The following is a 24,144-nucleotide window of genomic DNA, read 5'->3' as shown; positions in this document are numbered from 1 at the left end:
TGCGTCATAGATGCGCCCTTCCAGCCCGCAGCGAAAGCCGGCCACGGCCAAACGCATTGTCAACAATTCATTGACGATAGTGATTACTCGTCAACAAGCACGGACCCGGCAGCGCTGCGCTTGTGGCGCGTTGCGTCGATGCTTAAGATCACGGCGCGGCAAGTGGTCGTATGCACGCGAGGAGGCGCGCGGACATTCTGTGAAATATCGCTTGGTCTCTGGATTGTTGCTGTTGCCGTTGCTGGCAGCGATCTTGGCCTGGAAAGGCTATGCGGTCGCGACCGACAGCTATCTGCGCGAGGCGACCGCTCAGGCGACCACCGCTCTTAGGCTCGCCGTCACCGCACTTGACGGCCATCTCAATCGCTATCAAGCATTGCCTGCCCTGATCGCCGATCACGAAGATGTCCAGGAACTCGTTACCCGTCCGCGCGACCGGCGACTGCGGCAGGCGGTGAACGCCTACCTCAAAGACATCAACCGCCTGCTTCACTCCTCTGATATCTATGTGATCATGCCGGATGGCGATACGATCGCGGCCAGCAATTATGACGGCCAAACGAGCTTCGTCGGCCAGAATTTCAGCTACCGCCCCTATTTCCAAGAAGCGCTTCGCGGACAGCAGTCGCGCTTCTATGCGCTTGGCACCACGTCGCTGAAGCGCGGCTACTATTTCGGCTCACCAATCCAGATCGGCGACGAAATCCGCGGTGTGATCGTCTTCAAGGTCGATGTCGAAAGCATCGAGGCCTCCTGGCAAGGCGGCGAATACAGGATCTTCGTTTCCGATCCCGAAGGCATCATCTTCATGTCCGGTGACCCTGACTGGCTCTATTCCTCCATCCTGCCGCTGACATCGGAGCGGCTCGCGCGCACCGAGGCCTCGAGGCGGTACGCCGACGCCACCTTGCGACCGCTCCCCATTGCGGAGAGCAACTCGCCCGGCCACCGCTTCATGACCGTCTCCTCCGACGGTTCAAGCCGCGAATATCTCGTGCTTTCGCAATATATGCCCGATGCCGATTGGACCGTGAACGTCCTGGTGGATACGGCCTCGGCCTACACGCAAGCGCTGACGACAGTCGCCGTCGCGCTTCTGTTGATCTGCCTTGCCGGCCTCGGCATGGCCATTGTCCTGCAACGGCGTGCCCGCCTCAACGAACGCATCTCGATGCAGGCGGAAGCGCAAGCGGAACTTGAACGCCGTGTCGACGAACGGACCGCCGACCTTGCGCGCGTCAATGCCCAGATCGAGGAGGAGATCGCCGAGCGCCGACTGACGGAACAGCAGTTGCGCCGGACACAGGCCGATCTGATCCAGGCGGGCAAGCTGGCGGGCCTCGGGCAAATGTCCGCGGCGCTCTCGCACGAATTCAACCAGCCGCTTGCCGCCGCCAAGACCTATGCCGACAGTGCCGCACTGCTGATCGAACGGGGTCGTTCCGACGAGGCGAGCGATAATATCCGGCGAATTTCCGGGCTTGTCGATCGCATGGCGGCAATCAGCAAGCACTTGCGCAACTTCGCCCGCAAGCCGAACGAGAAGCTTGGGCCGGTCCCGGTCGAGGAGGTGGTGCGCGATACGATGGAGATCGTTTCGGTTCGGCTGAAGGCTGCAGCGGCAAGCATCGACATCGACCTCGGCGACGCACCGCTCGTCGTGCGCGCCGGCTCCGTGCGCTTGCAGCAGGTGCTTGTCAACATCATCTCCAATGCGGCCGACGCGGTCGAAGGGCTTGATGACCGGACCATTCGCCTTCGTGCCCGGCGGGAAGACGGCAAGGTGATTCTGACGATCAGTGACCGGGGGCCGGGCATCCCCCCAGCGATTGCCGAACGCATCTTCGATCCGTTCTTTTCGACCAAGGGCGTCGGCAAGGGGCTGGGCCTCGGCCTCTCGATTTCCTATAACATTATCAAGGATTTCGGCGGCAGCCTTGTCGCCACCAATCTTGCGGAGGGTGGCGCCGAGTTCCGCATCGAACTCGCCGTCGAAAACAACGAAGCCCGGGAGGCTGCTGAGTAATGATCGAGAGCCGGATCCTGCTCGTCGATGACGAAGAGGATATGCGCCATTCGAGCGCGCAAGCGCTGGAGCTCGCCGGTTTTCGGGTCGAGACCTTTGCGGCAGCCGAACGCGCCCTGGAATTCATCAGTTTCAGTTTTGCCGGTGTCGTCATCAGCGATATCCGCATGCCCGGCATGGATGGCATGACCCTCCTGCAGCGCGTCCGCGAGATCGACGCCGAGGTGCCGGTCATTCTCGTCACCGGTCATGGCGACGTGCAGCTTGCGGTACGCGCGATGCGCGAAGGCGCCTATGATTTCGTCGAGAAACCTTTCGCGGCCCAGATGCTTGCCGGCACGATCCGCCGGGCGCTCGATTGGCGGACCCTGGTTCTGGAAAACCGGCGGCTGAAGGCCGTGGCCGGCAAGCGCGACGACATCGAGCAGCGGCTTCCTGGTCGAAGCCAGGTCATGGTCGATCTGCGCTATCGTATCCGCGCGATCGGCGCCGCCGACGCCGACACACTGATCATCGGCGACACCGGCGTCGGCAAGGAAGTGCTCGCTCGCACGCTGCATGATCTCAGCGCTCGCGCCAACAGCCCGTTCATCGCCATCAACTGTGCGGCCCTGCCGGAAAATCTGATCGAAAGCGAACTCTTCGGCCACGAGCCCGGTGCCTTCCCCGGCGCCATCCGACCACGCTACGGCAAGTTCGAGCATGGTCGCGGCGGCACGATCCTGCTCGATGAAATCGGCTCGATGCCCTTCGATCTGCAGGCAAAGTTTCTGCGCGTGCTGCAGGAACGCGTCATCACCCGGCTCGGATCGAACGAGCAGGTGCCGCTCGACGTGCGCTTCATTGCCACCAGCAAGGTCGATCTCGAAAAGGAAGTGGCGGGCGGGCGCTTCCGCGCGGACCTCCTCTATCGCCTCAACGTCGCAACGCTCCGCGTCCCCTCGCTTGCGCAAAGACGCGCCGATATCCCGCTGCTCTTCCTGCAACTGGTCAGGGAATCCGCGGCCCGTTACGGCCGGGACGAGGTGGACGTCTCGCAAGCCATGCTGGCGGAAATGGCGGAGCGCGACTGGCCGGGCAATGTGCGCGAACTGCGCAATGCCGCCGAGCGTCTGGTCCTCGGACTCGATGCGGCGCCGCACGATGCCGCGAAGGAAGATAGCGGGCGACTTGCCGACAAGGTCGCCGCCTATGAAAAAAGCCTGATCGCCAGCGCCATTGCCGCCCATGGCGGTGCCCTGAAGCCAGTCTATGAATCGCTCGGCATCTCGCGCAAGACGCTCTACGAAAAGATGCAGAAGTTCGGGCTCGACAAAAAACTTGTCGCCACGGATTTTTCCGCCGGAGGCGAGCTCTGAGCCCCCCAAGTGGTAGCCACCCGGACCTTCGACAGGTGGTTCCCAATTGCCCGCGCCGCGTCCAATTCGACGAAATGCGGCGACCGGGTTGAAGACCGTCGCCCTACTCCGCGGCCGGCGTGGCAACGAATTCGACCTTGATACGATCCGGATCTTCGACGAACAGGGCGTAATAGTCGCTTCCACCGTTCGCGAAAGGGTATCGATCATCGTAGAGGCAGGAAATGCCGTTGTCCCGGCAATACGCCCGCAGCCGGTCGACCGTCTCCCGGTCCTTCACTCGAAATGCCAGATGATTGAGACCGACCCCGCAGCGATGGTAGTCGCGAGAGGCATGCTTCTCGCTGACCTGCACGAATGTCAGGTAGGCGTCGTCGCCATGGGATAGCGAGAAACCGTCGCCCCAACGCCCGCTTTCTTCGTACCCGACCAGCGCGAGAAGGGATGCCCAGAATGCATGGGAGCTATCAAGGTCCGAAACATAGATCTCGATATGGTGGAGCATGGATTCGCCTCTTCTTGAACCTCTGATCTGCTTATCGCGACCGTTGAGAGTGAAGCATACGGACAGTCGCAAAAGCTAGGCTCGTCCTGAAGGCGCGGCAAAGGCAAGAAGGCCACACGCGTATGACGAGAACATAAATGCCCGCCAACGCGGCAACGAAAACGGGGACGCGATCGCTCGCGTCCCCGCCAAATCTTGAAGGCATTCCTGTTCAGACGTTGAAGGCAGCGCCGATCAGCGTCTTGGTATAAGGCTGCTTCGGCGCCTCGAAGATCGCATCGGTCTCGCCTTCCTCGACGATCTTGCCGTTCTTCATGACGATCACGTAGTCCGACATCGCCTTCACCACCGATAGATCGTGGCTGATGAAGATGTAGGAGAGCCCGTGCGCGCGCTGCAGGTCACGCAAAAGTTCGATCACCTGGCCCTGCACCGAGCGGTCGAGCGCCGAGGTCGGCTCGTCGAGGATGACGACCTTCGGCTTCAGGATCATGGCGCGGGCAATGGCGATGCGCTGGCGCTGGCCGCCCGAGAACTCGTGTGGGTAGCGGTTGCGGGACGCGGGATCGAGCCCCACTTCCTTCAGCGCTTCCGACGCTCGGCGGTCGCGGTCCGCACGGCTGAGCTCGGGCTCATGCACATAGAGACCTTCGGTGATGATCTCGCCGACGGTGCGGCGCGGCGAAAGCGAGCCGTAGGGATCCTGGAAGACGAGCTGCAGCGCGCGCCGCAGCGGCCGCATCTGCCCGCGGTCAAAACCGGAAATATCCGTCGTGCCGAAGCGGTAGTGGCCGCTGCTCGGCAGGAGCCTCAGGAGCGCGCGTCCGAGCGTCGATTTGCCCGAGCCGGACTCGCCGACGACGCCGATCGTCTGCCCTTCCTTCAGGCGCAGATTGACGCTATCGACGGCACGGAAGACCGATTTTCCGCCCTTAAAGAGACCACCGCCGATCTGGTAGTCGACGCAGACGTCGCGGCCTTCGAGAATGATCGGTGCGCTGTCGGCCGGCGATGCCTTGCGGCCGCTGGGCTCAGCGGCAAGCAGCATCTTCGTATAGTCGGCCTGCGGCCGTTCGAAGATGTCAGCCGTCGCGCCTCGCTCCACCACTTCGCCGCGGCGCATCACCGCGACGCTATCGGCGAAGTGCTTGACGATGCCGAGGTCGTGGGTGATCAGCACGATCGCCATGCCGAAGCGCTGCTGCAGCGATTTCAGCAGATCGAGGATCTGTGCCTGGATCGTCACGTCGAGCGCCGTCGTCGGCTCATCCGCAATCAAGAGATCCGGCTCGTTGGCAAGCGCCATGGCGATCATCACGCGCTGACGCTGGCCGCCCGACAGTTCATGCGGATAGCTGTCGATGCGGCGCCCCGGTTCCGGGATGCCGACGAGCTCGAGCAGTTCGAGCACGCGGACCCGCGCCTGTTTGAACGTGCCGCCACGGTGGTGCACGATCGGCTCGGCGATCTGGCGACCGATCGGATAGAGCGGATCGAGCGAGGTCATCGGCTCCTGGAAGATCATGGTGATCTTCGCGCCGCGCACCTGGTTGAGCGCCTTCGGCGGCAGGCCGACAAGCTCCTGGCCACGGTAGCGCGCTGAGCCCGTGACATCACCGTTCTTGGCGAGCAGACCCATGATGCCCATCATGGTCTGGCTTTTGCCGGAGCCGGATTCACCAACGACCGCAAGCGTTTCCCCGGTGCGGACATCGAGATCGATGCCCTTGACCGCTTCGACCGTGCCGTCTGGCGTCGAGAAGTTTACCTTGAGGCCGCGCACGGCCAGGATGGTTTCCTTGGTATCTGCCATGTCAGCGATCCTTCGGGTCGAGCGCATCGCGCAGGCCGTCGCCAACGAAATTCAGCGAGAACAGCGTCAGGACGAAGAAGATGGCCGGAAAGATCAACAGCCACGGCGCCGACTGGATGTTGTTTGCGCCTTCCGAGATCAGAGCCCCCCAGCTCGTCAGCGGCGCCTGAACGCCAAGGCCGAGGAAGGAGAGGAAGCTCTCGAGCAGGATCACCTTCGGCACGACGACGGTGACGAAGACGATGACCGGGCCGATCGTGTTGGGGATGATGTGCCGACGGATGATCTGCCAGTCTGTGAGGCCGAGCGCCTGCGCGGCGCCGACGAATTCGCGACGCTTGAGCGCCAGCGTCTGACCGCGCACGATGCGGGCCATGTCGAGCCATTCCACCGCGCCGATCACCAGGAAGATCAGGATGAACGAGCGGCCGAAGAACACCACGAGCACGACGACGAGGAAGACGAAAGGCAGAGAGTAGAGGATCTCCACGAGGCGCATCATGACGTTGTCGACGCGGCCGCCGATATAGCCCGATGTCGCGCCATAGACGACGCCGATGCCGAGCGATACCAGGCTTGCGAGCAGGCCGACGGCGATCGAGATCTGTCCGCCGAGCATGACGCGGACCAAAAGGTCGCGGCCGTTGGAATCGGTGCCGAACGGGAAGTATTCACGGTCGACCTGACCGGTCACCTTCAGCGTCCGGCCATCGTCTTCGGTCGCGACCACTTGCGTGTCGCGGAACTCGTTGGCGCGGTCGAAGTAACGCGTTGCCCGGGCGTCGATCGGCTGTTCGGAGGTGATGGTCGCGGTGAAGGTTTCACCCTCGACGTTGAACTCCTTGAGCGTGACGCGAGCGCGGGTCGCAACGCCTTCCATCACGTCCTGAAGCGTGGATGTATCGGGGCGCGGCTCGAGGCTCGGGCTGATCGACACATAGGACGGGAACACCTGGTCATAGGTGTGCGGGACGAACAGCGGTCCGAGGAACGAGAACAGTGCGATCAATGCCAGCATGAAGCAGCCGGCCATGGCGGCGCGGTTGCGCCTAAAGCGCATGGCCGCAAGCTGGAAGAGGCTTCGCCCCTTCGTTTCCGGTGTCGCCACCGGGGTCTGGACGATATCAGTCATGGCGAACCCTCGGATCGAGCAGGCCGTAGAGAATGTCGACCAGGAGATTGAAGACGATGACAAAGATGGCGACGAGGATGACCGTGCCCATCACCAGCGTGTAGTCGCGGTTGATGGCGCCGAGCACGAAATAGCGGCCGACACCTGGAATGGTGAAGATCGTCTCGACGACAGCCGAACCGGTCAAAAGCGCTGCTGCGCAAGGCGCGAGATAGGAGACGACCGGCAGCATCGCACCGCGCATGGCGTGGGTTACGACAACGGTGCGTGACGGCAGGCCATAGGCCTTGGCGGTTCGAATATGGTCGGTATGCAGCGCCTCGATCATCGAGCCGCGCGTCAGGCGCGCGAACACTGCGAGCTGCGGCAACGCCAGTGCGATCATCGGCAGGATCAGGAAGCGCAAGGAACCGTCGCCCCAGCCGCCGGCCGGCAGCCATGCGAGCACAATCGCAAAGACGAGCGTCAGCACTGGGCCAACGACGAAGTTCGGCACGGTGACGCCGATCGTCGAGAACGACATGATCGTGAAATCGAGGACACTGTTCTGCCGAAGCGCGGCGATCGTGCCAGCCGTTACGCCGCCGATCAGCGCGACAAGAAGCGCGTAAAAGCCGAGCTCCATCGAATAGGGCAGACCTTTGCCGATCAGTTCAGCTACATTGTTGTCTTTATAGACATAGCTCGGGCCGAAGTCGCCGGTCACGGCATTGCTGAGATAGTGTGTGTATTGGCGCCAAAGCGGCTGGTCGAGCTGATACGTCTTCATCAGGTTCGCCATCGTCTGTGGCGGAAGAGGACGCTCGAGGTTGAAGGGGCCACCAGGGGCGAACCGCATCAGGAAGAAGGATATGGTGACGACGATAAACAAGGTCGGCACCGCACTCGCCAATCGGCGAAGGATGAAGGAAATCATGGACGTACTCCGGAGGCGACGCGCGGCCTGTCACCGCGCGTCGTTCCTGTTCGTTATTCGGCGATGCTCAGGAACTTGCTCAGGTGCTCGTTCGGCGCATTGTCCGCCCAGCCCTTGACGCGGCTCGCGACCAGCCACAGGTCGGCCTGGGTCAGAAGCGGAGCGATCGGCTGTTCCTTCATCAGCAGCGCTTCGGCTTCATGCATCAGCTTCGAGCGAGCAGCCGGATCCTGCTCGTCGTAGGACTTCTTCATCAGGCCGTCGAACTCAGCGTTTTCGAAGTGGCCGTAGTTGAAGGTCTTGTTGGAGCCGACGCTGAGTGCCAGGAAGTTCTCTGCGTCCGCATAGTCCGCCTGCCAGCCGGCGCGGGCGACGTTGAACTTGCCGCCTTCCTGCAGGTAGGCGTAGTGCGAGGACACATCGAGGTTCACCAGCGACACCTTGGCGCCGAAGGTGTTCTTCCACATGTCGGCGACAGCGGTCGCAACACGCTCGTGGTTCGGGTTGGTGTTGTAGCGCAGCTCGATTTCGAGCGGCTTGCCACCTTCGCCGTAGCCTGCTTCCTTCATCAGGGCGATCGCCTTGTCTTCGCGGTCGAGCTGCGACATCGAAGCGAACTCGGCCTTCGACGGCTCACCGTAGCTTTCGATGCCCGGGGGAACCATCGAATAGGCAGGGAGCTGCGAACCGGCATAGATTTCCTTGGCAAGGAAGTCGCGGTCGACGGCCATCGACAGTGCCTGACGGACGCGCACGTCATTGTAAGGCGCCTGGCGGGTGTCGAAGGCATAGTAGTAGGTCGCAAGCGACGGCGAAACGTGGACCTGATCGTCATAGGACTTGCGCAGACGCTCGATCTGGTCGGCCGAGAAGTTGTAGACGAGGTCCATTTCCTTGGCCTCGAAGCGGCGAACCGAGGCGGCCTGGTCGTCGATCGGGTAGAAGATGACCTTGTCGAGCTTGACGTTGGCCGCATCCCAGTAGTTGGCGTTCTTGACGACGGTCAGGCTGTCGTTCGGAACGTGGGCGGTCAGCGTGAACGCGCCGTTGGAAACCATCACACCCGGCTTGACGAAGTCGTTGCCGTTCTTTTCGACGCTCGCCTTGCTGACCGGAAGTGCGGTCTGGTGCGCCAAGAGCTCCAGGAAGAACGGGGTCGGGCGCTCGAGGGTGATTTCGACCGTCTTTTCATCGACCGCCTTCACGCCGAGCTGATCGGTCGGCAGTTCGCCCTTGTTGACCTTTTCAGCGTTCTTGATCGGGAAGAGAATGTTGGCGTAGCCGGCTGCAGTCTTCGGATCTTCGACGCGACGGAAGGAGAAGACGAAGTCTTCTGCCGTCACCGGCGAGCCGTCCGACCACTTCGCATCAGCGCGCAGCTTGAATGTATAGACCGTACCGTCGTCCGAGAGCTCCCACGTTTCGGCTACACCGGGAATGATCTTGCCGGCGGCGTCATATACCGTCAGGCCTTCGTAGAGGTCCTTGAGGATGAACGCCTCAATGTTGATCGACGTATGGGCCTGATCCAGGGTCTGCGGCTCACCCGCATTGCCGCGATGCAGGACAGCTTCGGCCAGAGCCGGGCTTGCTCCGATGAGCAGCGAGCCGATCAGCGCGGCAGCGCTAAGGTTGAGTTTCAGTGAAGCCATTTTGTTTCTCTCCTTCCCCTTGTTTTGGGTTTGTGATCGCAGGAGAGAAGTGCAAATCGTCCTTAAACGCAAGGCGGATTCTGCGGCTGTCTGCATCTTTATCTATAGGACGGAATTCCTTCTATCCTATAGGTTGTATTTCGTTTGCGATTCTTTTCGTCGCCTTTGCGACGGACATATGACGGAAGCAGGGCAATTTCAGGAAATCTCCTGCAACGTTTTAGGTCGGAAAATTTTGTCGGCAAAACAAGGCCGGAGCCACCATCGAATCAAGCCTCATGCAAAGTTTGTGAATTTTGCCGGCAGTTTACGTAATGTGCGCAAAGATTGGCGGCGTTCGCCGCAATCTTCTTGCGGCCAGTTCCCTTCCTGTCGACAGATCGTTTCCACCACGCACGCGACCGACTAGTGTGGAGCGCAAAACAGACGCCCACTGGTTGCAATTGCGGCTCTTGCCTCCCTCCCCTCGCTGGCACCACCAGAAAGTGAAACCGGTTCACAGGAAGGGTGTTGCTTCCAGTCCACAGTAAAATCGATTGAAGCGACTTCCGACCTCTGGCAACCTGCCTTTTGCCCGGTTGTCAAACCACTTCGATGAACTATTGTGCGCCGGACTTCGGTGGGCGCGACCAATTCGCGTGCGCTGTCACGCCGCACGGAAATACCGGCCATCGCCTGCCTGCGATGATGTCCATGCGGCGCTTCAAGCCGGATTGTTTTTGTGGCGCACCGGGAAGGCTGCGCCAAGCACCAAGGGAGATAGCGAATGGCATTGATCACATTGCGGCAACTGCTCGACCATGCGGCGGAGAACGACTACGCGCTGCCGGCGTTCAATGTGAACAATCTCGAATACATTCAGGCCGTCATGCGCGCCGCCGATGCCACCGACAGTCCGGTGATCCTTCAGGCAAGCCGAGGCGCCCGTTCCTACGCGGGGGATGCGTTCCTGCGCCACCTGATCCTGGGTGCGGCGGAAGAATATCCGCATATCCCCGTCTGTCTGCACCTCGACCACGGCGACCAGCCATCGACCTGCATCTCGGCGATCACCAACGGCTTTACCTCGGTCATGATGGACGGCTCGCTGGAAAAGGACGGCAAGACCGTTGCCAGCTATGAATACAACGTCGCAGTCACCGCAGAAGTGGTGAAGATCGCCCACGCTGCCGGCGTTTCGGTCGAAGGCGAACTCGGCTGCCTCGGCAACCTCGAAACCGGCGCGGGCGACAAGGAAGATGGCCACGGCTTCGAAGGCAAGCTGTCGCGCGAAGAACTTCTGACCGACCCGGACCAGGCTCTCGACTTCGTCACCAAGACCGGCGTCGACGCTCTGGCCGTTGCGATCGGCACCAGCCACGGCGCCTACAAGTTCACCCGCGAGCCCGATGGCGACATCCTGTCGATCGAAACGATCGCCAAGATCAACAGGAAGCTGCCGAACACGCACCTCGTGATGCACGGCTCGTCTTCCGTGCCGAAGGATCTGCAGGACCTGTTCAACACCTATGGCGGCAAGATGAAGCCGACCTGGGGCGTTCCGGTCTCGGAAATCCAGAAGGCGATCCCGCTTGGCGTGCGCAAGGTCAACATCGACACCGACCTGCGCCTCGCCATGACCGGCACGATCCGCAAGAACTTCGCCGAGAACCCGGAGAACTTCGATCCGCGCAACTACCTGAAGCCGGCCACCGCACTGATGACAGAGGTCTGCAAGGAGCGCTTCGAAGCCTTCCGCACCGCCGGCAAGGCATCGAAGATCCGCACCCTGCGCCTGCCGGAAATGGCAAAGCGCTACGCGGCCGCCTGATCCCTGAGAACCCGCCCGCTTTCCGCTTAACGCATTGAGACCACGGGAAGCGGGCGGCCCATTCCCATGAAAGACAAATCGGCGCGCGGCCGGTGATCAGACGGCCGCGCGCCGATTGCGTTTCGATTATCGAAAGTTGGGAGCGGCCAAGCGACCGGAGACAGCGCCGACAGGGCCCTCAAGCCCGCCGCTCTTCCACGGTTTCGTGCTCATAAAGCTGGTCCATGGTCAGGCTGGCGACGTCGGCGAAAGGTGCCTGGCTTTTCACCTGACCGCCACCGAGGATGACGACCTCGTCGCAAAACGAGATCGTGCTGCGGTGATGGCTGATGACGATCGTCGTGCGGCGTCCCGCTCTCGACTTCAGCGTCTCGACGATGGCCGCTTCCGATAGCCCGTCGACCGCGTTGGTGGCTTCGTCGAGGATCAGGATGTCCGGATCGCGCACCAGGGCCCTGGCGAGTGCCACCCGCTGCCGCTGCCCTGCCGAGAGGCTGGCGCCTCGATAGCCGACGACGGTTTGATAGCCCTGCGGCAAGTTTTCGATGAAGCCATGCGCTTCAGCCATCCTGGCTGCATGCTCCACTTCGGCTACTGTGGTTTCCTCCCGGCCATAGGTGATGTTCTCCAGGATCGTCCCATCAACCAGTTCCAGATCCTGGCTCGCAAGCGCAATCCGGCTTCGCCATTGCACCGGGTCGATCCGGTTCAGGGGCACGCCATCGACCAGAATGTTCCCCTCGTCCGGCTCGACGAATCGGCATAGCAGATTGACGATCGTCGTCTTGCCGGCACCGGACCGGCCAATGAGCGCCGTCGAACGGCCGCCGCGAATTTCGAATGCCGCCGACTGCAGCACGACGTCACGGGAATCGGAGTTCGGATAGCGGAAAGTGACGTCATCAAATTTCAGTTGCCGTCGCAATCCGCTGAAGGGTTCCCTTCCCTCCGGCGGCTTTGGCTTGTCAGACGGATCAAGCAGCCAGCGCACCTCCTCCAGCGAACCGCTCCAGCCCTGGATCTGGCTCCAGGACATTTGCAGTGCACGCATATGCGGCTGCAAGCGGTAGAGCAGGACCACGAAGGCGACGATGACGGGAAAGGTAACGCCGACCGACCAGGCGCCGACGACAACGGCGAGGAAGAGCGCGGAGTGGAGCGTCTCTGTCAGCGGCGGCAGCAAGCCTTGGCGGGCCTGTAGCGCGAACGCGGCGCGCCGAACGGCATCCGACGCCCCATCGAACGCGACCTTTTCCCGCGCCTCCTGGCCAAATATCCGTATCAGGCGGCCGGCGTGAACCAGATGCAGCATCCGAGCGGCCAGCTCGCCGTTGAAGGCGGTGACATCACGGCTCGGGGCTTTAAGGGTTGCGGACAGGACATAATGCAGGAGCTGGACCAGAACGAGGCCGAACGCCACGAACAAGGTCATCTGCCAGGACAAAAGCAGAAGGAACGCGAGCAGGATGATGGCGGCCGAGCCATTTACCAACGCCGCAAGCACGGTTTGCACCGCATCGGAAGCCCGCCAGGACTCGTTTGAAATGACATTGAGCAGTCGCCCCGGATTCTCCTTCATCAAGAAGGGATAGCCGACATTGAGGAGCTGAGACGACAGAGCGCCGCGGATCGAATGGCCCGCCTTGCCGTAGACGAAGGTCGCAAGCACCGTATTGGCGAAAGCCAGGACGTTCTTGAGAGAAATCAGGGCAAAGGCGGCAGCCGCGATGACGATCAGCCGCTGACGGTCGTCCATGCCCGATCCAACTTGCTGGAAGAGAGCGGAGATGCCGCTCAACGCCGCCGGGTCCTGATTACCGGCGATGATTCCCAGCATCGGAATGATGAGGCCGATCCCGACGCCCTCCAGCGCCGCACTGCAAAGGCCGAGGATCGTCACGACCGGAAGCAGACGCAACTGGCCACCTAATGCACTGCGCAACAGCTGCAGGCTCGGCAGGAGGATACGGAACATGGTGGCGTCTCCTCAGCCCTGGAGTTGTTTTTCGGCCCGCTGCTCGACTTGTCCCGCCGTCCGTGCGGCGACGAACAGGCCGAGGAACTTCAGAGCGCCAAGCAGGTTCATCAAGGCAATCGGCCAGTGAGAGAGGTGCAACACGGGGTCAAACCGGGGGCCACCGAAGATTTCCGCGCAGGCAGACCGGAGGGTCCAACAAAAATGCCGCAGCAGCCATGGCGCGGTGCGTATGTGTTTCATGCAGAGTGCGCCATTGCCGAAGCTATAATTGCGATGAAGCGTCTCGATGGTCGTGCGGGCACGGCGGCCGTGGTGATGGAAGACGGCCATATCGGGGACATATTCGACCGGAATGCCGAGCCGATAGGCGCGCACCAGATAGTCCGTGTCTTCGGCCGACCGCAGCGGGGCGCCGGCACCGAAACGTTCGTCGAAAGCACCGATCCGCAGCGCGACCTCCCGCTGCATCGTCATGTTGCAGCCCAAGATGAAGCCACCCGGATGAACATCACTGGTCAAACGTTCGCATGCGCTCGACCGCTTGATCGTGAAGGGCAGATCGCTGGCGTCTCCGAGCTCGACGCGGCCACCGCGGATGATGGCGCCTTCGCCGCCTGCGTAGTGGCGCTCCAGGTCGCGCAGATAGTTCGCGTCGACTTCGCAATCGTCATCGATGAAGATCAAGATGCCGCCGCGGGCGCGTGCCATGGCCGCGTTGCGCGCAGCAGCGAGCCCAGGCCGTCTCTCAACCACGTGCGTGACAGTCAGCGGTGATGCGGCGATAATCCGAGCAATTCGCTCCGGCGTGTCATCGGTCGATCCGTTGTCAACGACAACCAATTCCCACCGGACGGCAGCATGGACACCACAAACCGCCTCGATCGATCGGATGCAGGTCTCGAGCGCCTCGGCGCGGTTGCGCGTGCAGACGATAAAGCTTGCGAAAGGCGCCTCGCGTGACGTAGGCGCCAACGCGGCAGATGTCTCCGCCACGCCGCTCCGCTCCATCGCATTCCACTTCAGGCCTTCGACAGTCATGCTAGTGCATCCCTTCGGTCGGGAGCACGCTCGCCGCCGGTACGGAACGCATATATCGCGACAAAGCGTCCAGCCGGCTGGTGGCCGCCAGCGACAGGCGGCTGCACCATGGGGCACGAGCCCCCGTGATAAGGCCATATCGTTCCCGACGACGAATGAGCCCCCATTTGTCCGTCTGCGTCAAAAACGCATGGGTGAGTTCCGGCCGCCGTTCGTCGCTGACGAGCTGATAGAGAAAATAGAAGAGATTCAACGCGCCCGCCTCGTAGCCCGCACGGGTTTGCGGAGGAAGCGCCGAGACCCTCTCTTCGAGGGAACGAATGCACTCGGCTGCTTGCCGGATCGTTTCGGACGTCAGCGCAAGCCCGATGTCGTTCAAGACGCCGGGATTGTGACAAAGACCTTCGCGCTCGAGGTTTTCGGCAACGATCGCCAGATGCGTGCGGCGCATCTGGCGCTTGTGCGTATTCGTTACGCTGTTGCCGTGGATGCGATAAGCGATCAGGGCCTCGTCGATCATCTTCGCGGGATAACGGTCAGTGACACGCCGGAAGAGATCGAAATCCTCCGCATGCATATAATGCGCGTCGTAGCTCAGCATATCCTGCGGGATGACGTGCCTGTTGTAGACGACGGTCGAGTGGATGAAGATCGTGAAGAACTTCGACAATGCCCTGAGGCTTGCCGGCTGATAGATCGGATTGGGCGTGCCGCGGATGATGCGGTCGCCAAGGAGCGTGTCGATGCCCGTGCCGCAAAGTGCGAGCTCCGGCTGCTCAACGAACGACGACACCTGGCGCGACAGCCGCGATGGATAGGAAATGTCGTCGGCATCCATCCGGGCGATGAGATCGCCTTTCGCCAGGGCGAGGCCCTCGTTCAAGGTTGCGATCAGCCCGCGATTTTCGCGGGAGACGATGGTAATGCGACCGTCCGCTTGCTGATAACGCCGCATGATTTCCAGCGAGCGATCGCGCGAGCCGTCGTCGATGGCGATGATCTCGAGCCGCTGATGGTCCTGCCTCAGGATGCTCTCGAGCGCCGCGCCGAGATAGGGCTCGGCGTTGTAGACGGGCAACAGGACGGAAACCAACGGAACGGTCATGGGCAACCTCGAACGTTATTGCAGATCTGACGCCTGAAGCGTCTTTCCCCGGGCGCAGGAAGCACCGGCGCCCGGAAGGTAAACAGGGCGCAGCCCCTCGTCGGTTCGCCCGCGAAGCCATTCGTCGGCTTGCACCGTGCTCATCGCGGCGGCGCCGAAGCCGCTGTTCGGGCGCACATAAGGGAAATGCCGTTTCAGGGCATTGAGCGGCTTTTCGAATGCGAACCAGGAAAGTGCAGCCACAATCAATGTGGCGGAGCCGGCGACGAGCAACCGACCGAGCCCTTGCTCGGCAACGTTGATCGGTATCCACCCCTGCGTCTTGACGGCCAGCGCAAGCACGACGGGATGAAACAGATAAACGCCATAGCTAACGCGCCCGAGCGCCGTCAGCGGCTGAAGTTCGAGCAGCCTGCCTGCCCGACCGCTAAAGCCGGTGGAAGCATGCCCCACCAGCATCGCAAGCGGGATGAGCGGAAGGGCTTCGAGAGCGATCCAGACGAGCCAATCGAGCGCCGGCCCCATCGCCGTCACACGGGCCCAAAGGAGCGCAAGGGACACGATGGAAAGCGGCAGCCAACTGACCGTCATCCACCGCGGCCAAGACGTGGTCGTCGAACGGTGGACGGCCAGGAGCGCTCCCGCCGCCAGTGCGTCCATCGAGGCGGGAGGCAACAGGTCGCGCGCAAGTGACGGTTCTCCCGTCAGCGGCCAATAGAAGCGGTAGGCCAGCGAAGCGGTGATCACGCCGACGCAGAGCCGCCCAAGCAGATGGCGCGGCGTCAGCAGAACGAGCAACGGCCAGACGATGTAGAATTGCTCTTCAATGCTCAGGCTCCAGGTGTGACAGAGCACCCACGGTGTCCAGGCGTCCCTGAGTGCATACCAGAAATTCGAGAGGTAGAGCGCATGCCAGACCCAGCCTTCCCTGGCGCCCTCCAGGTTCACCAGCCACAGGACGCCCAGCATGGCGAAATAGGGTGGAAAGATGCGCAAGGCGCGACGCGCGTAAAAGGATTTGAGAGCCGTCGCCCGCTCGAACTGGGCGGCGGAACGGGCGTCGAGCAGTAACCGCGTGATCAGAAAGCCGCTGAGAACAAAGAACAGCCGCACGCCGATGTGTCCCCAATGGGAATCGTCCGCGGCAAAAAAATGCGCGTACAGAACCATTGAAACGGCAGCGGCTCGCAACCCGTCCAACTGACGGTCGCGCATATTCAGCATTGAACATCCCCTCGGAGTTCCGACCCTTGCAGGCCTCGTTCCTTGTGGAGCCAACTCTCTGGTCAGCTACGATTTTTTGCCGCGAGGTTGCCATTTTGCTTCGAACGAAGCGTGAAAGGTCTGGTCGTCGCACTATGCGTTGAAGGCGGCCCTTAAAAATCTAGGGTCGAATAGGGGCCAAACTTTGACCTCTGGTGAGCAGCGAACCGTCGGGCCACCTGGACGGATGAGTATCGGGACGCCGACGAGTCCGGCCGTCGCCGCGCACCAACGTCGCAAACCTTTGTTTTACTTGAGCCTCGCGGTTTAGAACGTCGGGGGCGTGTTGACCCAAAGCAACACGGTTTCGCCGTCGTGCCGGTTCGACCAGGCATGACGCCTTTTGCTCTCAAAGTAGAGTGAGTCCCCGACGCTGAGGTCATAGAACTGGTCGCTATCGAGAATGAACTCTACGCGGCCGGAGAGGACGTAGACGAATTCCTCACCCTCATGCCGATAGGCGCCCTCACTAGAAGCGCCTGGCTCCAGCACGAAGCGGTGACAGTCCATCTGGTTGCGGCCATCGGCGAGCAGTTGCACGGTGACGCCGGGCGTCGTGCGCGGCCAGGTCCGCCATTCGCCGGCCCGCACCACGGCGCGTGCATCCGCCTCCCCCTCACCCGAAAGGCTGGAAACGGTCGTCCCGAAATATTCGGCGATGTTATGAAGCACCGCCACCGAAACGCCCTGCGAGGTGCGCTCCAGCGTCGAAAGCACCGATGCGGCGATGCAGATCTCGCCGGCCACCTGCTCCAGGGTCTTGCCGGCCGCATGCCTGAGGCTCCTGAGCTTGCGTCCCACCTGGTTGTCGGTGCCGTCACTGGTCGTCGTTCCGCTATGGTCTTCCGCGGCGCTTTCTGCTTCGAGCGCCTCGCGGATCGCCGCCGGATTGAGGCCGCGTTCCGCGCGAAACCAGGCGATGCGCTTCAACCGGGCAAGATCGCTCTCGGTATATTGCCGATGCCCCGTCGGCGAGCGCTCGGGCACGACAAGCCCTTGCGTCTCCCACAGCCTCAGCGTTGAAGCGGAAACCCCCGCCAGACGTGCCGCTTCGGCAACCTTGTAGCGCACCGCGCCCATTCTCCGTTTCCTTCACTAACCGTCGGCACCTGCACGAATCCGTGCCGTGCCGAAGCGTCGGCAACCTTAGCCGCCGCGATCGAGATCTGACAAGAACGGCGCATCAGCGCCCGTGTTCTCTCGATCACCAAATTTGATTTGCAATCGACCGTGAAAGGTGTACCACTTCCAGAATAAACTTGCAGAAAAAATGCAATATATTAACTCCAGATGTGACAGGAACGCGCCATGACCAGCCTTACCGACCGCAAGAACGCCGCCATTTCCCGTGGCGTCGGCATGACCACCCAGATCTATGCCGATCGCGCGGAAAACTCGGAAATCTGGGACAAGGAGGGCAATCGCTACATCGACTTCGCCTCCGGTATTGCCGTCGTCAACACGGGTCATCGTCACCCGAAGGTCATCGAGGCGGTCAAGGCGCAGATCGATCGCTTCACGCATACCTGCCATCAGGTCGTACCTTACGAATCCTACGTGCACCTCGCCGAGCGCCTGAACGCGCTGACGCCCGGCAACTTCGCCAAGAAGACGATCTTCGTGACCACCGGTGCCGAGGCTGTCGAAAACGCCGTAAAGATCGCCCGCGCTTCGACCGGGCGCCAGGCGGTTATCGCCTTCACCGGCGGCTTCCACGGCCGGACCTTCATGGGCATGGCGCTCACCGGCAAGGTCGTTCCCTACAAGGTCGGCTTCGGCGCGATGCCGGGCGACGTCTTCCACGCTCCCTTCCCGATCGAACTGCACGGAATCACCGTCGAACAGTCGCTAGCGGCGCTAAAGAAGCTCTTCGCCGCCGACGTCGATCCGGGCCGCGTCGCCGCCATCATCCTGGAGCCGGTACAGGGCGAAGGCGGTTTCTACCCCGCTCCCACCGCCTTCATGAAGGCGCTGCGCGAGATCTGCGATCAGCACGGCATCCTGCTCATTGCAGACGAAGTGCAGACCGGCTTTGCGCGTACCGGCAAGATGTTCGCAATGGAACACCACGACGTCGCGCCTGATCTCATCACCATGGCAAAGAGCCTCGCCGGCGGCTTCCCGCTGGCCGCCGTCACCGGCCGCGCCGAGGTCATGGATGCGCCGGCACCCGGCGGCCTTGGTGGCACCTATGGTGGCAATCCGCTCGGCATCGCGGCTGCGCATGCGGTGCTTGACGTCATCGCCGAGGAGAAGCTGTGCGAACGGGCCGAGCAACTCGGGGGCCGCCTCAAGCAGCGCCTCGCCGCCATCCGCGAGCAGGCACCGGAGATCGCCGACATCCGTGGCCCCGGCTTCATGAACGCCGTCGAGTTCAACGACGTGAAGACCAACCTGCCGAGCGCCGACTTCGCCAACAAGGTGCGGCTGATCGCTCTGGAAAAAGGCCTTATCCTCCTGACCTGCGGCGTGTACGGCAACGTCATTCGCTTCCTGGCGCCGATCACCATCCAGGACGAAGTCTTCGCCGAAGCACTCGACATTCTCGAAGCGTCGATCCTCGCGGCGCGTGGTTGACGCCCGACCGGGCGACCGCTAACGCGGTTGCCCGGTGCATAATTCCTTGGATCGGGATCGACTTAGGGACAAAATTATGCAGCAATTCAAAGGACTACAGCGGCGACCTTAGTGCGTCTTGAAAGACGCGCCGCGCTGTGGGTGCTGTGCGCCAATTCAGGCGCGCAAAGCTCGGGTGCCGGCGTCGATCGGCACTCGCAAGAACAAGCAAAAGCGGGCCTGCCGCCTCGCGGTGGGCCATCGCCGGAGGATGCCTGCCAATGACCTTGACTCCCGCCTTGACCAAGCACTTGCGCGCCGCCGAACTGTTCGCGCCGCTTCCCGCCATCGCGCATGCCGCCAAAGGCTGGACCGGCGCAACCTTCGACGTCTTCAACCCCTCTACCGGCGAGCTGCTGGCAAGGCTTCCGGACATGGGCATCGATGAGGCCCATGTGGCGATCGAGGCTGCCGCAAGGGCACAAATCCTCTGGGCGGCAAAACCAGCCAAGGACCGAAGCGCCGTGCTTCGGCGCTGGCATGACCTGATCGTCGAACACGCCGACGATCTCGCCGCCATCCTGACGGCCGAGATGGGCAAGCCGATCGCCGAATCGAAGGGCGAGGTGCTGCACGCAGCCGCCTATGTCGAATGGTATGCGGAAGAGGCGAAGCGCATCTATGGCGAGACCTTCCCGGCACCGGCAAACGACCGCCGCATGCTTGTCATCAAGCAGCCCGTCGGCGTCGTCGGCACCATCACGCCCTGGAACTTCCCGGCCTCGATGGTGGTACGGAAGATCTCGCCGGCGCTTGCCGCCGGCTGCACCATCGTCTTGAAGCCCGCCGAACAGACCCCGCTCGTTGCCGGCGCCATGTTCGTGCTCGCCGAAAAGGCCGGCTTCCCCGCGGGCGTCGTCAACCTTATCTATGCCTCGGAAGGTGCCGCGATCGGACGCGAACTCTGCAGCAATCCGAAGGTACGCAAGATCAGCTTCACCGGCTCGACCGAAGTCGGGCGGCTCTTGATGCGACAATGCTCCGACCAGATCAAGAAGGTCAGCCTGGAGCTTGGCGGCAACGCTCCCTTCATCGTCTTCGACGACGCCGACATCGACGAGGCGGTAGATGGCGCAATCCAGGCGAAGTTCCGCAATGCCGGCCAGACCTGCGTCTCCGCCAACCGCATCTATGTACAATCGGGCGTGCATGACGCCTTTGCCGAGAAATTCGTCCGGCGCGTCGCCGAACTGAGCGTCGGCGACGGCTTCACCCCAGGCATCACCATCGGCCCGATGATCGACAAGCACGCGATCGAGAAGATCGAGGCCCATGTCGCCGACGCCGTTGCCAAAGGTGCCAAAGTGCGCGCCGGCGGCCACCGGATCGGCGCGTCAGGCACCTTCTTCGAGCCGACCGTCCTCACCGGCATTTCAACCGACATGCGCGTTGCTCAGGAAGAGACCTTCGGTCCAATCGCCCCGATCATCCGCTTCGAAACGGCCGAGCAGGTGATCGCCGAGGCCAACGACACCATCTATGGTCTGGCGGCATACTTCTATGCCGAGAACCTGAAGCGGGTCTGGCATGTGGCCGAGGCACTGGAATACGGCATGGTAGGCATCAACACCGGCCGCATGTCCTCGGAGGCCGCTCCCTTCGGCGGCATCAAGCAATCGGGCATCGGCCGCGAAGGCTCACGCCACGGGCTCGAAGACTATCTTGAGATGAAATATCTCTGCATGGGCAACATCTGATCTACCCCGCAAACAGACGGGCAAGAGCTGAAGCACGAGATATCTACCTTGCAATTCTGGAATTAAACTCCATAAATGCAAGGATGATCGAACGTCAGATAACCACCACGCTAATAGACCTCATCGACACCAACGCTGCGGTGGCACTCATTGGGCCGCGCCAGGTTGGGAAGACCACGCTTGCACTTGCGATCGCTAAGCAGCGTGCATCGATCTATCTTGATCTCGAATCCGAGGCAGATCGGGCCAAGCTCAGCGAACCAGAACTCTACCTTGAGCAACACATGGACAAGTTGGTCATCCTTGACGAAGTCCACCGGTTGCCGAACCTCTTTCAAAACTTGCGTGGTCTGATCGATCGCGGCCGAAGATCTGGCAGACGATCTGGACAGTATTTGCTGCTAGGCTCCGCATCAATCGATCTACTGAAGCAAACTGGCGAGACCCTCGCTGGCCGCATTGCCTATTTGGAAATGCACCCGATCGACGGCCTGGAAGTTCCGGAGACGGATATCAACGCACTTTGGGTGCGCGGGGGATTTCCTGACAGTTTCCTTGCCGCGAGCGACCGGGCCAGCCATCGCTGGAGGCAAGACTTCATCCGAACATACCTCGAGCGAGACATCCCGCAATTTGGTCCCCGCATCCCGGCCGAGACGCTTAGGCGCTTCTGGACGATGCTTGCGCATCACCAGTCGAGCCTCCTCAACGCTGCGGATTTTGCCCGCGCGTTGGGCGTCGACGGCAAGACCATTGCGAATTACCTCGACTTACTTGTGGATCTCCTATTGGTCAGACGGTTGGAACCCTGGCACTCCAATGTCGGTAAGCGCCTCGTCAAGTCACCCCGCATATACGTGCGCGACAGCGGGATTGCCCATACTCTTCTAGGACTGACAAACCAAGAACAGGTCCTTGGCCACCCCGTGGCGGGCGCCAGTTGGGAAGGCTTTGTCATAGAAACACTTTCTGGAGTCGTGCCCTACGGCACGCAAATGAACTTCTACCGTACGGCAGCAGGCGCCGAAATCGACCTCCTGATAACACCCGCGGGTCGGCGTCCGTGGGCAATCGAGATCAAACGCAGCCTCACCCCAAAACTCGAAAAGGGCTTCTACCTCGCTTGTGAGGCAATAGATCCCGAACGACGGCTTGTCATATATCCTGGCTCGGGAGTATTTCCACTAAGCCAGAACGTCGAGGCAATGCCGCTCGCTGCCGCTGGAAAGCTATTGCGTGATCTTGCTTGACTCTGTCTGAGCAAGCAGCGCCTTCCTGCGCCGAACATCAGAGCAGCCCGAAGTTCATCCAGCGATGATCTTGACTCTGCGCTTCTTCCTGCAAACCGGCAGGGCTTGGGCAGATTTTGCGCCCATCTCTCCGGCCGCCGATCCCGATTGCCTACCGGACCAACCAGCCGCCGTCGACGGGTAACACCGTTCCGGTGACATAGCGGGAGGCAGGCGCGGCAAAGAAGAGCACGGCCGTTGCCAGGTCGTCCGGTGTGCCCCAGCGCCCCATCGGAATTCGGGCGGAGATCTGGACGTTGCGGTCGGGGTCGTTGCGTAGCGCCTCGGTATTGTCGGTGGCCATGTAGCCCGGCGCTATCGCATTGACGGTAATTTCGTGCCGCGCCAACTCGTTGGCCATGGCCTTCGTGAGACCGGCAATTCCGTGCTTCGAGGCGGCATAGGCCGGCACGCGGATGCCGCCCTGGAAGGTCAGCATCGAGGCGACATTGACGATCCGGCCTTCCCGCCCGGTTTCCACCATGTGTCGCGCAACGGCCTGCGACAGCAGAAAAGCCGCCTTCAGGTTGACGTCGAGCACACTGTCCCAATCCTCCTCGCGATAATCGAGCAGGTCGGCGCGGCGGATGATGCCGGCATTGTTGACGAGGATGTCGATGCCGCCGAGGGCGGCGACAATCTCGGAAATGGTTGCGGTCGCATCGAAGGGCTTGGAAAGGTCGACCGTCAGTTCGTGAAAGCGCATGCCCGCTTCGCGGACCAGCGCCGCCGTCTCGGGCATCGGCGAGGAACCGAGAGCGGCGATATCAGCGCCGGCGCGTGCCAGCGCGAGCGCCATGCCCTGGCCAAGGCCAGTTCGGGCGCCGGTAACGAGAGCGATCTTGCCGGTGAGATCAAACAGCGCGTTCAAAGCGAAGCCCCTTGTCGTTGAAGAAATGGATGGGCGCGGCGGCCAACGATAGCCTGACGTCGGCACCGGGGGCGAGATCATGCTGGCCGGGTGCGACGACCAGCAGCTTCTGACCGGCGACATCGGCGTGCAGCACGGTTTCGGAACCAAGCGCCTCGACGAGGCGTATCTTCGCCGGGATGCTGTTTTCGCCGGCATCAAGCGTGATGTGCTGAGGCCGAACGCCGAGGGTAACCGGCGCGCCGGTTGCAATCGCGGCCCCATCGATCGGCACCTGCAGTCGGTGGCCACCCTTCAGCGTCGCGACAGCCCTGCCGGAACCGGCTGCTTCGAGCGTACCTTCAAGGAAGTTCATGTGCGGCGAGCCGATGAAGCCGGCAACGAAACGGTTGGCAGGCCTGTTGTAGAGTTCGAGCGGCGTGCCGATCTGCTCGATGCGGCCGGCGCGCAAGACGACGATGCGATCGGCCAGCGTCATCGCCTCGACCTGATCATGCGTCACATAGATCATCGTCGCCGAGAGCCGCGCATGCAGGGCCGCAAGCTCAGCGCGGGTGGAGCCGCGCAGCTCGGCGTCGAGGTTTGACAACGGCTCGTCGAGCAGGAAGGCGACCGGGCGCCGCACGATCGCGCGGCCGATTGCAACGCGCTGTCGCTGGCCGCCCGAGAGCTGGCCGGGACGGCGTTCGAGATAGGCTTCGATCTCCAGCATGCGCGCGGCTTCCGCGATGCGCTCGGCGATTTCCGCCTTTGGCATCCGGGTGTTTTCGAGGCCGAAGGCGAGGTTCTGGCGTACGCTCATATGCGGATAGAGCGCATAGGACTGGAACACCATGGCAAGGCCGCGGTCGGCGGCCGGTACGTCGTTGACGACCTTGCCATCGATCGAAAGTTGGCCACCGGTCGGCTTTTCCAGCCCGGCGATCATGCGCAGGAGCGTAGACTTGCCGCAGCCAGATGGGCCGACGAAGACCACGAACTCGCCGTCCTTGATCTCCAGGTTGATGTCATGAAGCACGTCGACGGCGCCGAACGACTTGGTCACATTGGTAAGCTTGATGTGGCCCATGGTGCC

Annotated in this window: 18 protein-coding genes; 6 read left to right on the top strand and 12 right to left on the bottom strand. The window is 61.9% G+C overall.

Translation table 11 applies throughout. The features are described 5' to 3' along the window. Window positions 1–199: 199 nt before the first annotated feature. The gene (locus tag ACQ5BM_RS13100; protein ID WP_429811549.1) at window positions 200–2,026 is read left to right on the top strand and encodes a sensor histidine kinase; all 1,827 of its coding nucleotides are present in this window, start codon (window positions 200–202) and stop codon (window positions 2,024–2,026) included. Beyond that, the gene (locus tag ACQ5BM_RS13095; RefSeq protein ID WP_429811546.1) at window positions 2,026–3,384 is read left to right on the top strand and encodes a sigma-54-dependent transcriptional regulator; all 1,359 of its coding nucleotides are present in this window, start codon (window positions 2,026–2,028) and stop codon (window positions 3,382–3,384) included. The genes ACQ5BM_RS13100 and ACQ5BM_RS13095 overlap by 1 nt, the downstream gene beginning before the upstream one ends. A 103-nt stretch (window positions 3,385–3,487) precedes the next feature. On the opposite strand, the gene ACQ5BM_RS13090 is transcribed toward ACQ5BM_RS13095, so the two are convergent. The 5 genes from ACQ5BM_RS13090 to ACQ5BM_RS13070 form a co-directional block, all read right to left on the bottom strand. Then, on the bottom strand, window positions 3,488–3,889 hold the full coding sequence (locus tag ACQ5BM_RS13090) for a VOC family protein (RefSeq protein WP_429811543.1): 402 nt from the start codon (window positions 3,887–3,889) through the stop codon (window positions 3,488–3,490). Window positions 3,890–4,100: 211 nt separating this feature from the next. Further along, entirely contained in the window at window positions 4,101–5,702 is a 1,602-nt protein-coding gene (locus tag ACQ5BM_RS13085; protein WP_429811540.1) for an ABC transporter ATP-binding protein, read from the bottom strand. Between the two features lies 1 nt (window position 5,703). Continuing rightward, the gene (locus ACQ5BM_RS13080; protein ID WP_334198215.1) at window positions 5,704–6,834 is read right to left on the bottom strand and encodes an ABC transporter permease; all 1,131 of its coding nucleotides are present in this window, start codon (window positions 6,832–6,834) and stop codon (window positions 5,704–5,706) included. Continuing rightward, a complete protein-coding gene (gene oppB / locus ACQ5BM_RS13075; protein WP_247959647.1) occupies window positions 6,827–7,750 on the bottom strand; it encodes an oligopeptide ABC transporter permease OppB in 924 nt (307 codons plus the stop codon). Before oppB ends, ACQ5BM_RS13080 begins: the two co-directional genes overlap by 8 nt. Window positions 7,751–7,803: 53 nt before the next feature. Next, window positions 7,804–9,402, bottom strand: a complete 1,599-nt coding sequence (locus ACQ5BM_RS13070; protein ID WP_429811536.1) for a peptide ABC transporter substrate-binding protein — start codon at window positions 9,400–9,402, stop codon at window positions 7,804–7,806. 766 nt (window positions 9,403–10,168) lie between these two features. Between ACQ5BM_RS13070 and fba the strand changes: the two genes are divergently transcribed. Further along, window positions 10,169–11,212, top strand: a complete 1,044-nt coding sequence (gene fba, locus ACQ5BM_RS13065; protein WP_429811534.1) for a class II fructose-bisphosphate aldolase — start codon at window positions 10,169–10,171, stop codon at window positions 11,210–11,212. A gap of 178 nt (window positions 11,213–11,390) precedes the next feature. Here the strand turns inward: fba and ACQ5BM_RS13060 are convergent, their stop codons facing one another. The 5 genes from ACQ5BM_RS13060 to ACQ5BM_RS13040 all read right to left on the bottom strand — a co-directional run bounded on the left by ACQ5BM_RS13060 (window position 11,391) and on the right by ACQ5BM_RS13040 (window position 17,676). Further along, entirely contained in the window at window positions 11,391–13,187 is a 1,797-nt protein-coding gene (locus tag ACQ5BM_RS13060; RefSeq protein WP_429811532.1) for an ABC transporter ATP-binding protein, read from the bottom strand. 12 nt (window positions 13,188–13,199) lie between these two features. After that, the gene (locus ACQ5BM_RS13055; protein ID WP_429812032.1) at window positions 13,200–14,198 is read right to left on the bottom strand and encodes a glycosyltransferase family 2 protein; all 999 of its coding nucleotides are present in this window, start codon (window positions 14,196–14,198) and stop codon (window positions 13,200–13,202) included. Between the two features lie 31 nt (window positions 14,199–14,229). Continuing rightward, on the bottom strand, window positions 14,230–15,333 hold the full coding sequence (locus ACQ5BM_RS13050) for a glycosyltransferase family 2 protein (protein ID WP_429811530.1): 1,104 nt from the start codon (window positions 15,331–15,333) through the stop codon (window positions 14,230–14,232). Between the two features lie 15 nt (window positions 15,334–15,348). Beyond that, entirely contained in the window at window positions 15,349–16,557 is a 1,209-nt protein-coding gene (locus tag ACQ5BM_RS13045) for an acyltransferase family protein (RefSeq protein ID WP_429811528.1), read from the bottom strand. A gap of 306 nt (window positions 16,558–16,863) precedes the next feature. Beyond that, window positions 16,864–17,676 carry a MerR family transcriptional regulator gene (locus ACQ5BM_RS13040; protein ID WP_429811526.1) on the bottom strand — a complete coding sequence of 271 codons (813 nt, stop codon included), beginning with the start codon at window positions 17,674–17,676 and terminating at the stop codon, window positions 16,864–16,866. Between the two features lie 228 nt (window positions 17,677–17,904). Between ACQ5BM_RS13040 and ACQ5BM_RS13035 the strand changes: the two genes are divergently transcribed. The 3 genes from ACQ5BM_RS13035 to ACQ5BM_RS13025 all read left to right on the top strand — a co-directional run bounded on the left by ACQ5BM_RS13035 (window position 17,905) and on the right by ACQ5BM_RS13025 (window position 22,159). Then, window positions 17,905–19,173, top strand: coding sequence for a 4-aminobutyrate--2-oxoglutarate transaminase (locus tag ACQ5BM_RS13035; RefSeq protein ID WP_429811524.1), 1,269 nt, complete (start codon window positions 17,905–17,907; stop codon window positions 19,171–19,173). Window positions 19,174–19,433: 260 nt separating this feature from the next. Then, the gene (locus tag ACQ5BM_RS13030; protein ID WP_429811523.1) at window positions 19,434–20,909 is read left to right on the top strand and encodes an NAD-dependent succinate-semialdehyde dehydrogenase; all 1,476 of its coding nucleotides are present in this window, start codon (window positions 19,434–19,436) and stop codon (window positions 20,907–20,909) included. Window positions 20,910–20,992: 83 nt separating this feature from the next. Then, window positions 20,993–22,159: an ATP-binding protein gene (locus ACQ5BM_RS13025; protein WP_429811521.1), complete on the top strand. Its 1,167-nt coding sequence runs from the start codon at window positions 20,993–20,995 to the stop codon at window positions 22,157–22,159. Between the two features lie 151 nt (window positions 22,160–22,310). Here ACQ5BM_RS13025 and kduD read toward each other — a convergent pair whose 3' ends face one another. Next, window positions 22,311–23,069 (bottom strand): 2-dehydro-3-deoxy-D-gluconate 5-dehydrogenase KduD, encoded by a 759-nt coding sequence (kduD, locus tag ACQ5BM_RS13020; protein ID WP_429811519.1) that lies wholly within the window; start codon window positions 23,067–23,069, stop codon window positions 22,311–22,313. Further along, entirely contained in the window at window positions 23,053–24,138 is a 1,086-nt protein-coding gene (locus tag ACQ5BM_RS13015) for an ABC transporter ATP-binding protein (RefSeq protein ID WP_429811517.1), read from the bottom strand. The genes kduD and ACQ5BM_RS13015 overlap by 17 nt, the downstream gene beginning before the upstream one ends. Between the last annotated feature and the right edge of the window lie 6 nt (window positions 24,139–24,144).

Source organism: Ensifer sp. B1-9 (assembly GCF_050474445.1).
In the GTDB taxonomy this organism is placed as follows: Bacteria; Pseudomonadota; Alphaproteobacteria; order Rhizobiales; family Rhizobiaceae; genus Ensifer.
The sequence above is the reverse complement of the archived record's forward strand: the minus strand, read 5'-3'. Positions and strand labels throughout refer to the sequence as shown.

Excerpts from the sequence above, each read along its gene's own strand:
- ACQ5BM_RS13060 (WP_429811532.1), bottom strand. The coding sequence starts at position 13,187 with ATGTTCCGTATCCTCCTGCCGAGCCTGCAGCTGTTGCGCAGTGCATTA.
- ACQ5BM_RS13050 (WP_429811530.1), bottom strand. The coding sequence starts at position 15,333 with ATGACCGTTCCGTTGGTTTCCGTCCTGTTGCCCGTCTACAACGCCGAG.
- ACQ5BM_RS13055 (WP_429812032.1), bottom strand. The coding sequence starts at position 14,198 with ATGGAGCGGAGCGGCGTGGCGGAGACATCTGCCGCGTTGGCGCCTACG.
- ACQ5BM_RS13025 (WP_429811521.1), top strand. The coding sequence starts at position 20,993 with ATGATCGAACGTCAGATAACCACCACGCTAATAGACCTCATCGACACC.
- fba (WP_429811534.1), top strand. The coding sequence starts at position 10,169 with ATGGCATTGATCACATTGCGGCAACTGCTCGACCATGCGGCGGAGAAC.
- ACQ5BM_RS13035 (WP_429811524.1), top strand. The coding sequence starts at position 17,905 with ATGACCAGCCTTACCGACCGCAAGAACGCCGCCATTTCCCGTGGCGTC.
- ACQ5BM_RS13030 (WP_429811523.1), top strand. The coding sequence starts at position 19,434 with ATGACCTTGACTCCCGCCTTGACCAAGCACTTGCGCGCCGCCGAACTG.
- oppB (WP_247959647.1), bottom strand. The coding sequence starts at position 7,750 with ATGATTTCCTTCATCCTTCGCCGATTGGCGAGTGCGGTGCCGACCTTG.
- ACQ5BM_RS13070 (WP_429811536.1), bottom strand. The coding sequence starts at position 9,402 with ATGGCTTCACTGAAACTCAACCTTAGCGCTGCCGCGCTGATCGGCTCG.
- ACQ5BM_RS13085 (WP_429811540.1), bottom strand. The coding sequence starts at position 5,702 with ATGGCAGATACCAAGGAAACCATCCTGGCCGTGCGCGGCCTCAAGGTA.
- ACQ5BM_RS13040 (WP_429811526.1), bottom strand. The coding sequence starts at position 17,676 with ATGGGCGCGGTGCGCTACAAGGTTGCCGAAGCGGCACGTCTGGCGGGG.
- ACQ5BM_RS13080 (WP_334198215.1), bottom strand. The coding sequence starts at position 6,834 with ATGACTGATATCGTCCAGACCCCGGTGGCGACACCGGAAACGAAGGGG.
- ACQ5BM_RS13090 (WP_429811543.1), bottom strand. The coding sequence starts at position 3,889 with ATGCTCCACCATATCGAGATCTATGTTTCGGACCTTGATAGCTCCCAT.
- ACQ5BM_RS13095 (WP_429811546.1), top strand. The coding sequence starts at position 2,026 with ATGATCGAGAGCCGGATCCTGCTCGTCGATGACGAAGAGGATATGCGC.
- ACQ5BM_RS13015 (WP_429811517.1), bottom strand. The coding sequence starts at position 24,138 with ATGGGCCACATCAAGCTTACCAATGTGACCAAGTCGTTCGGCGCCGTC.
- ACQ5BM_RS13045 (WP_429811528.1), bottom strand. The coding sequence starts at position 16,557 with ATGCTGAATATGCGCGACCGTCAGTTGGACGGGTTGCGAGCCGCTGCC.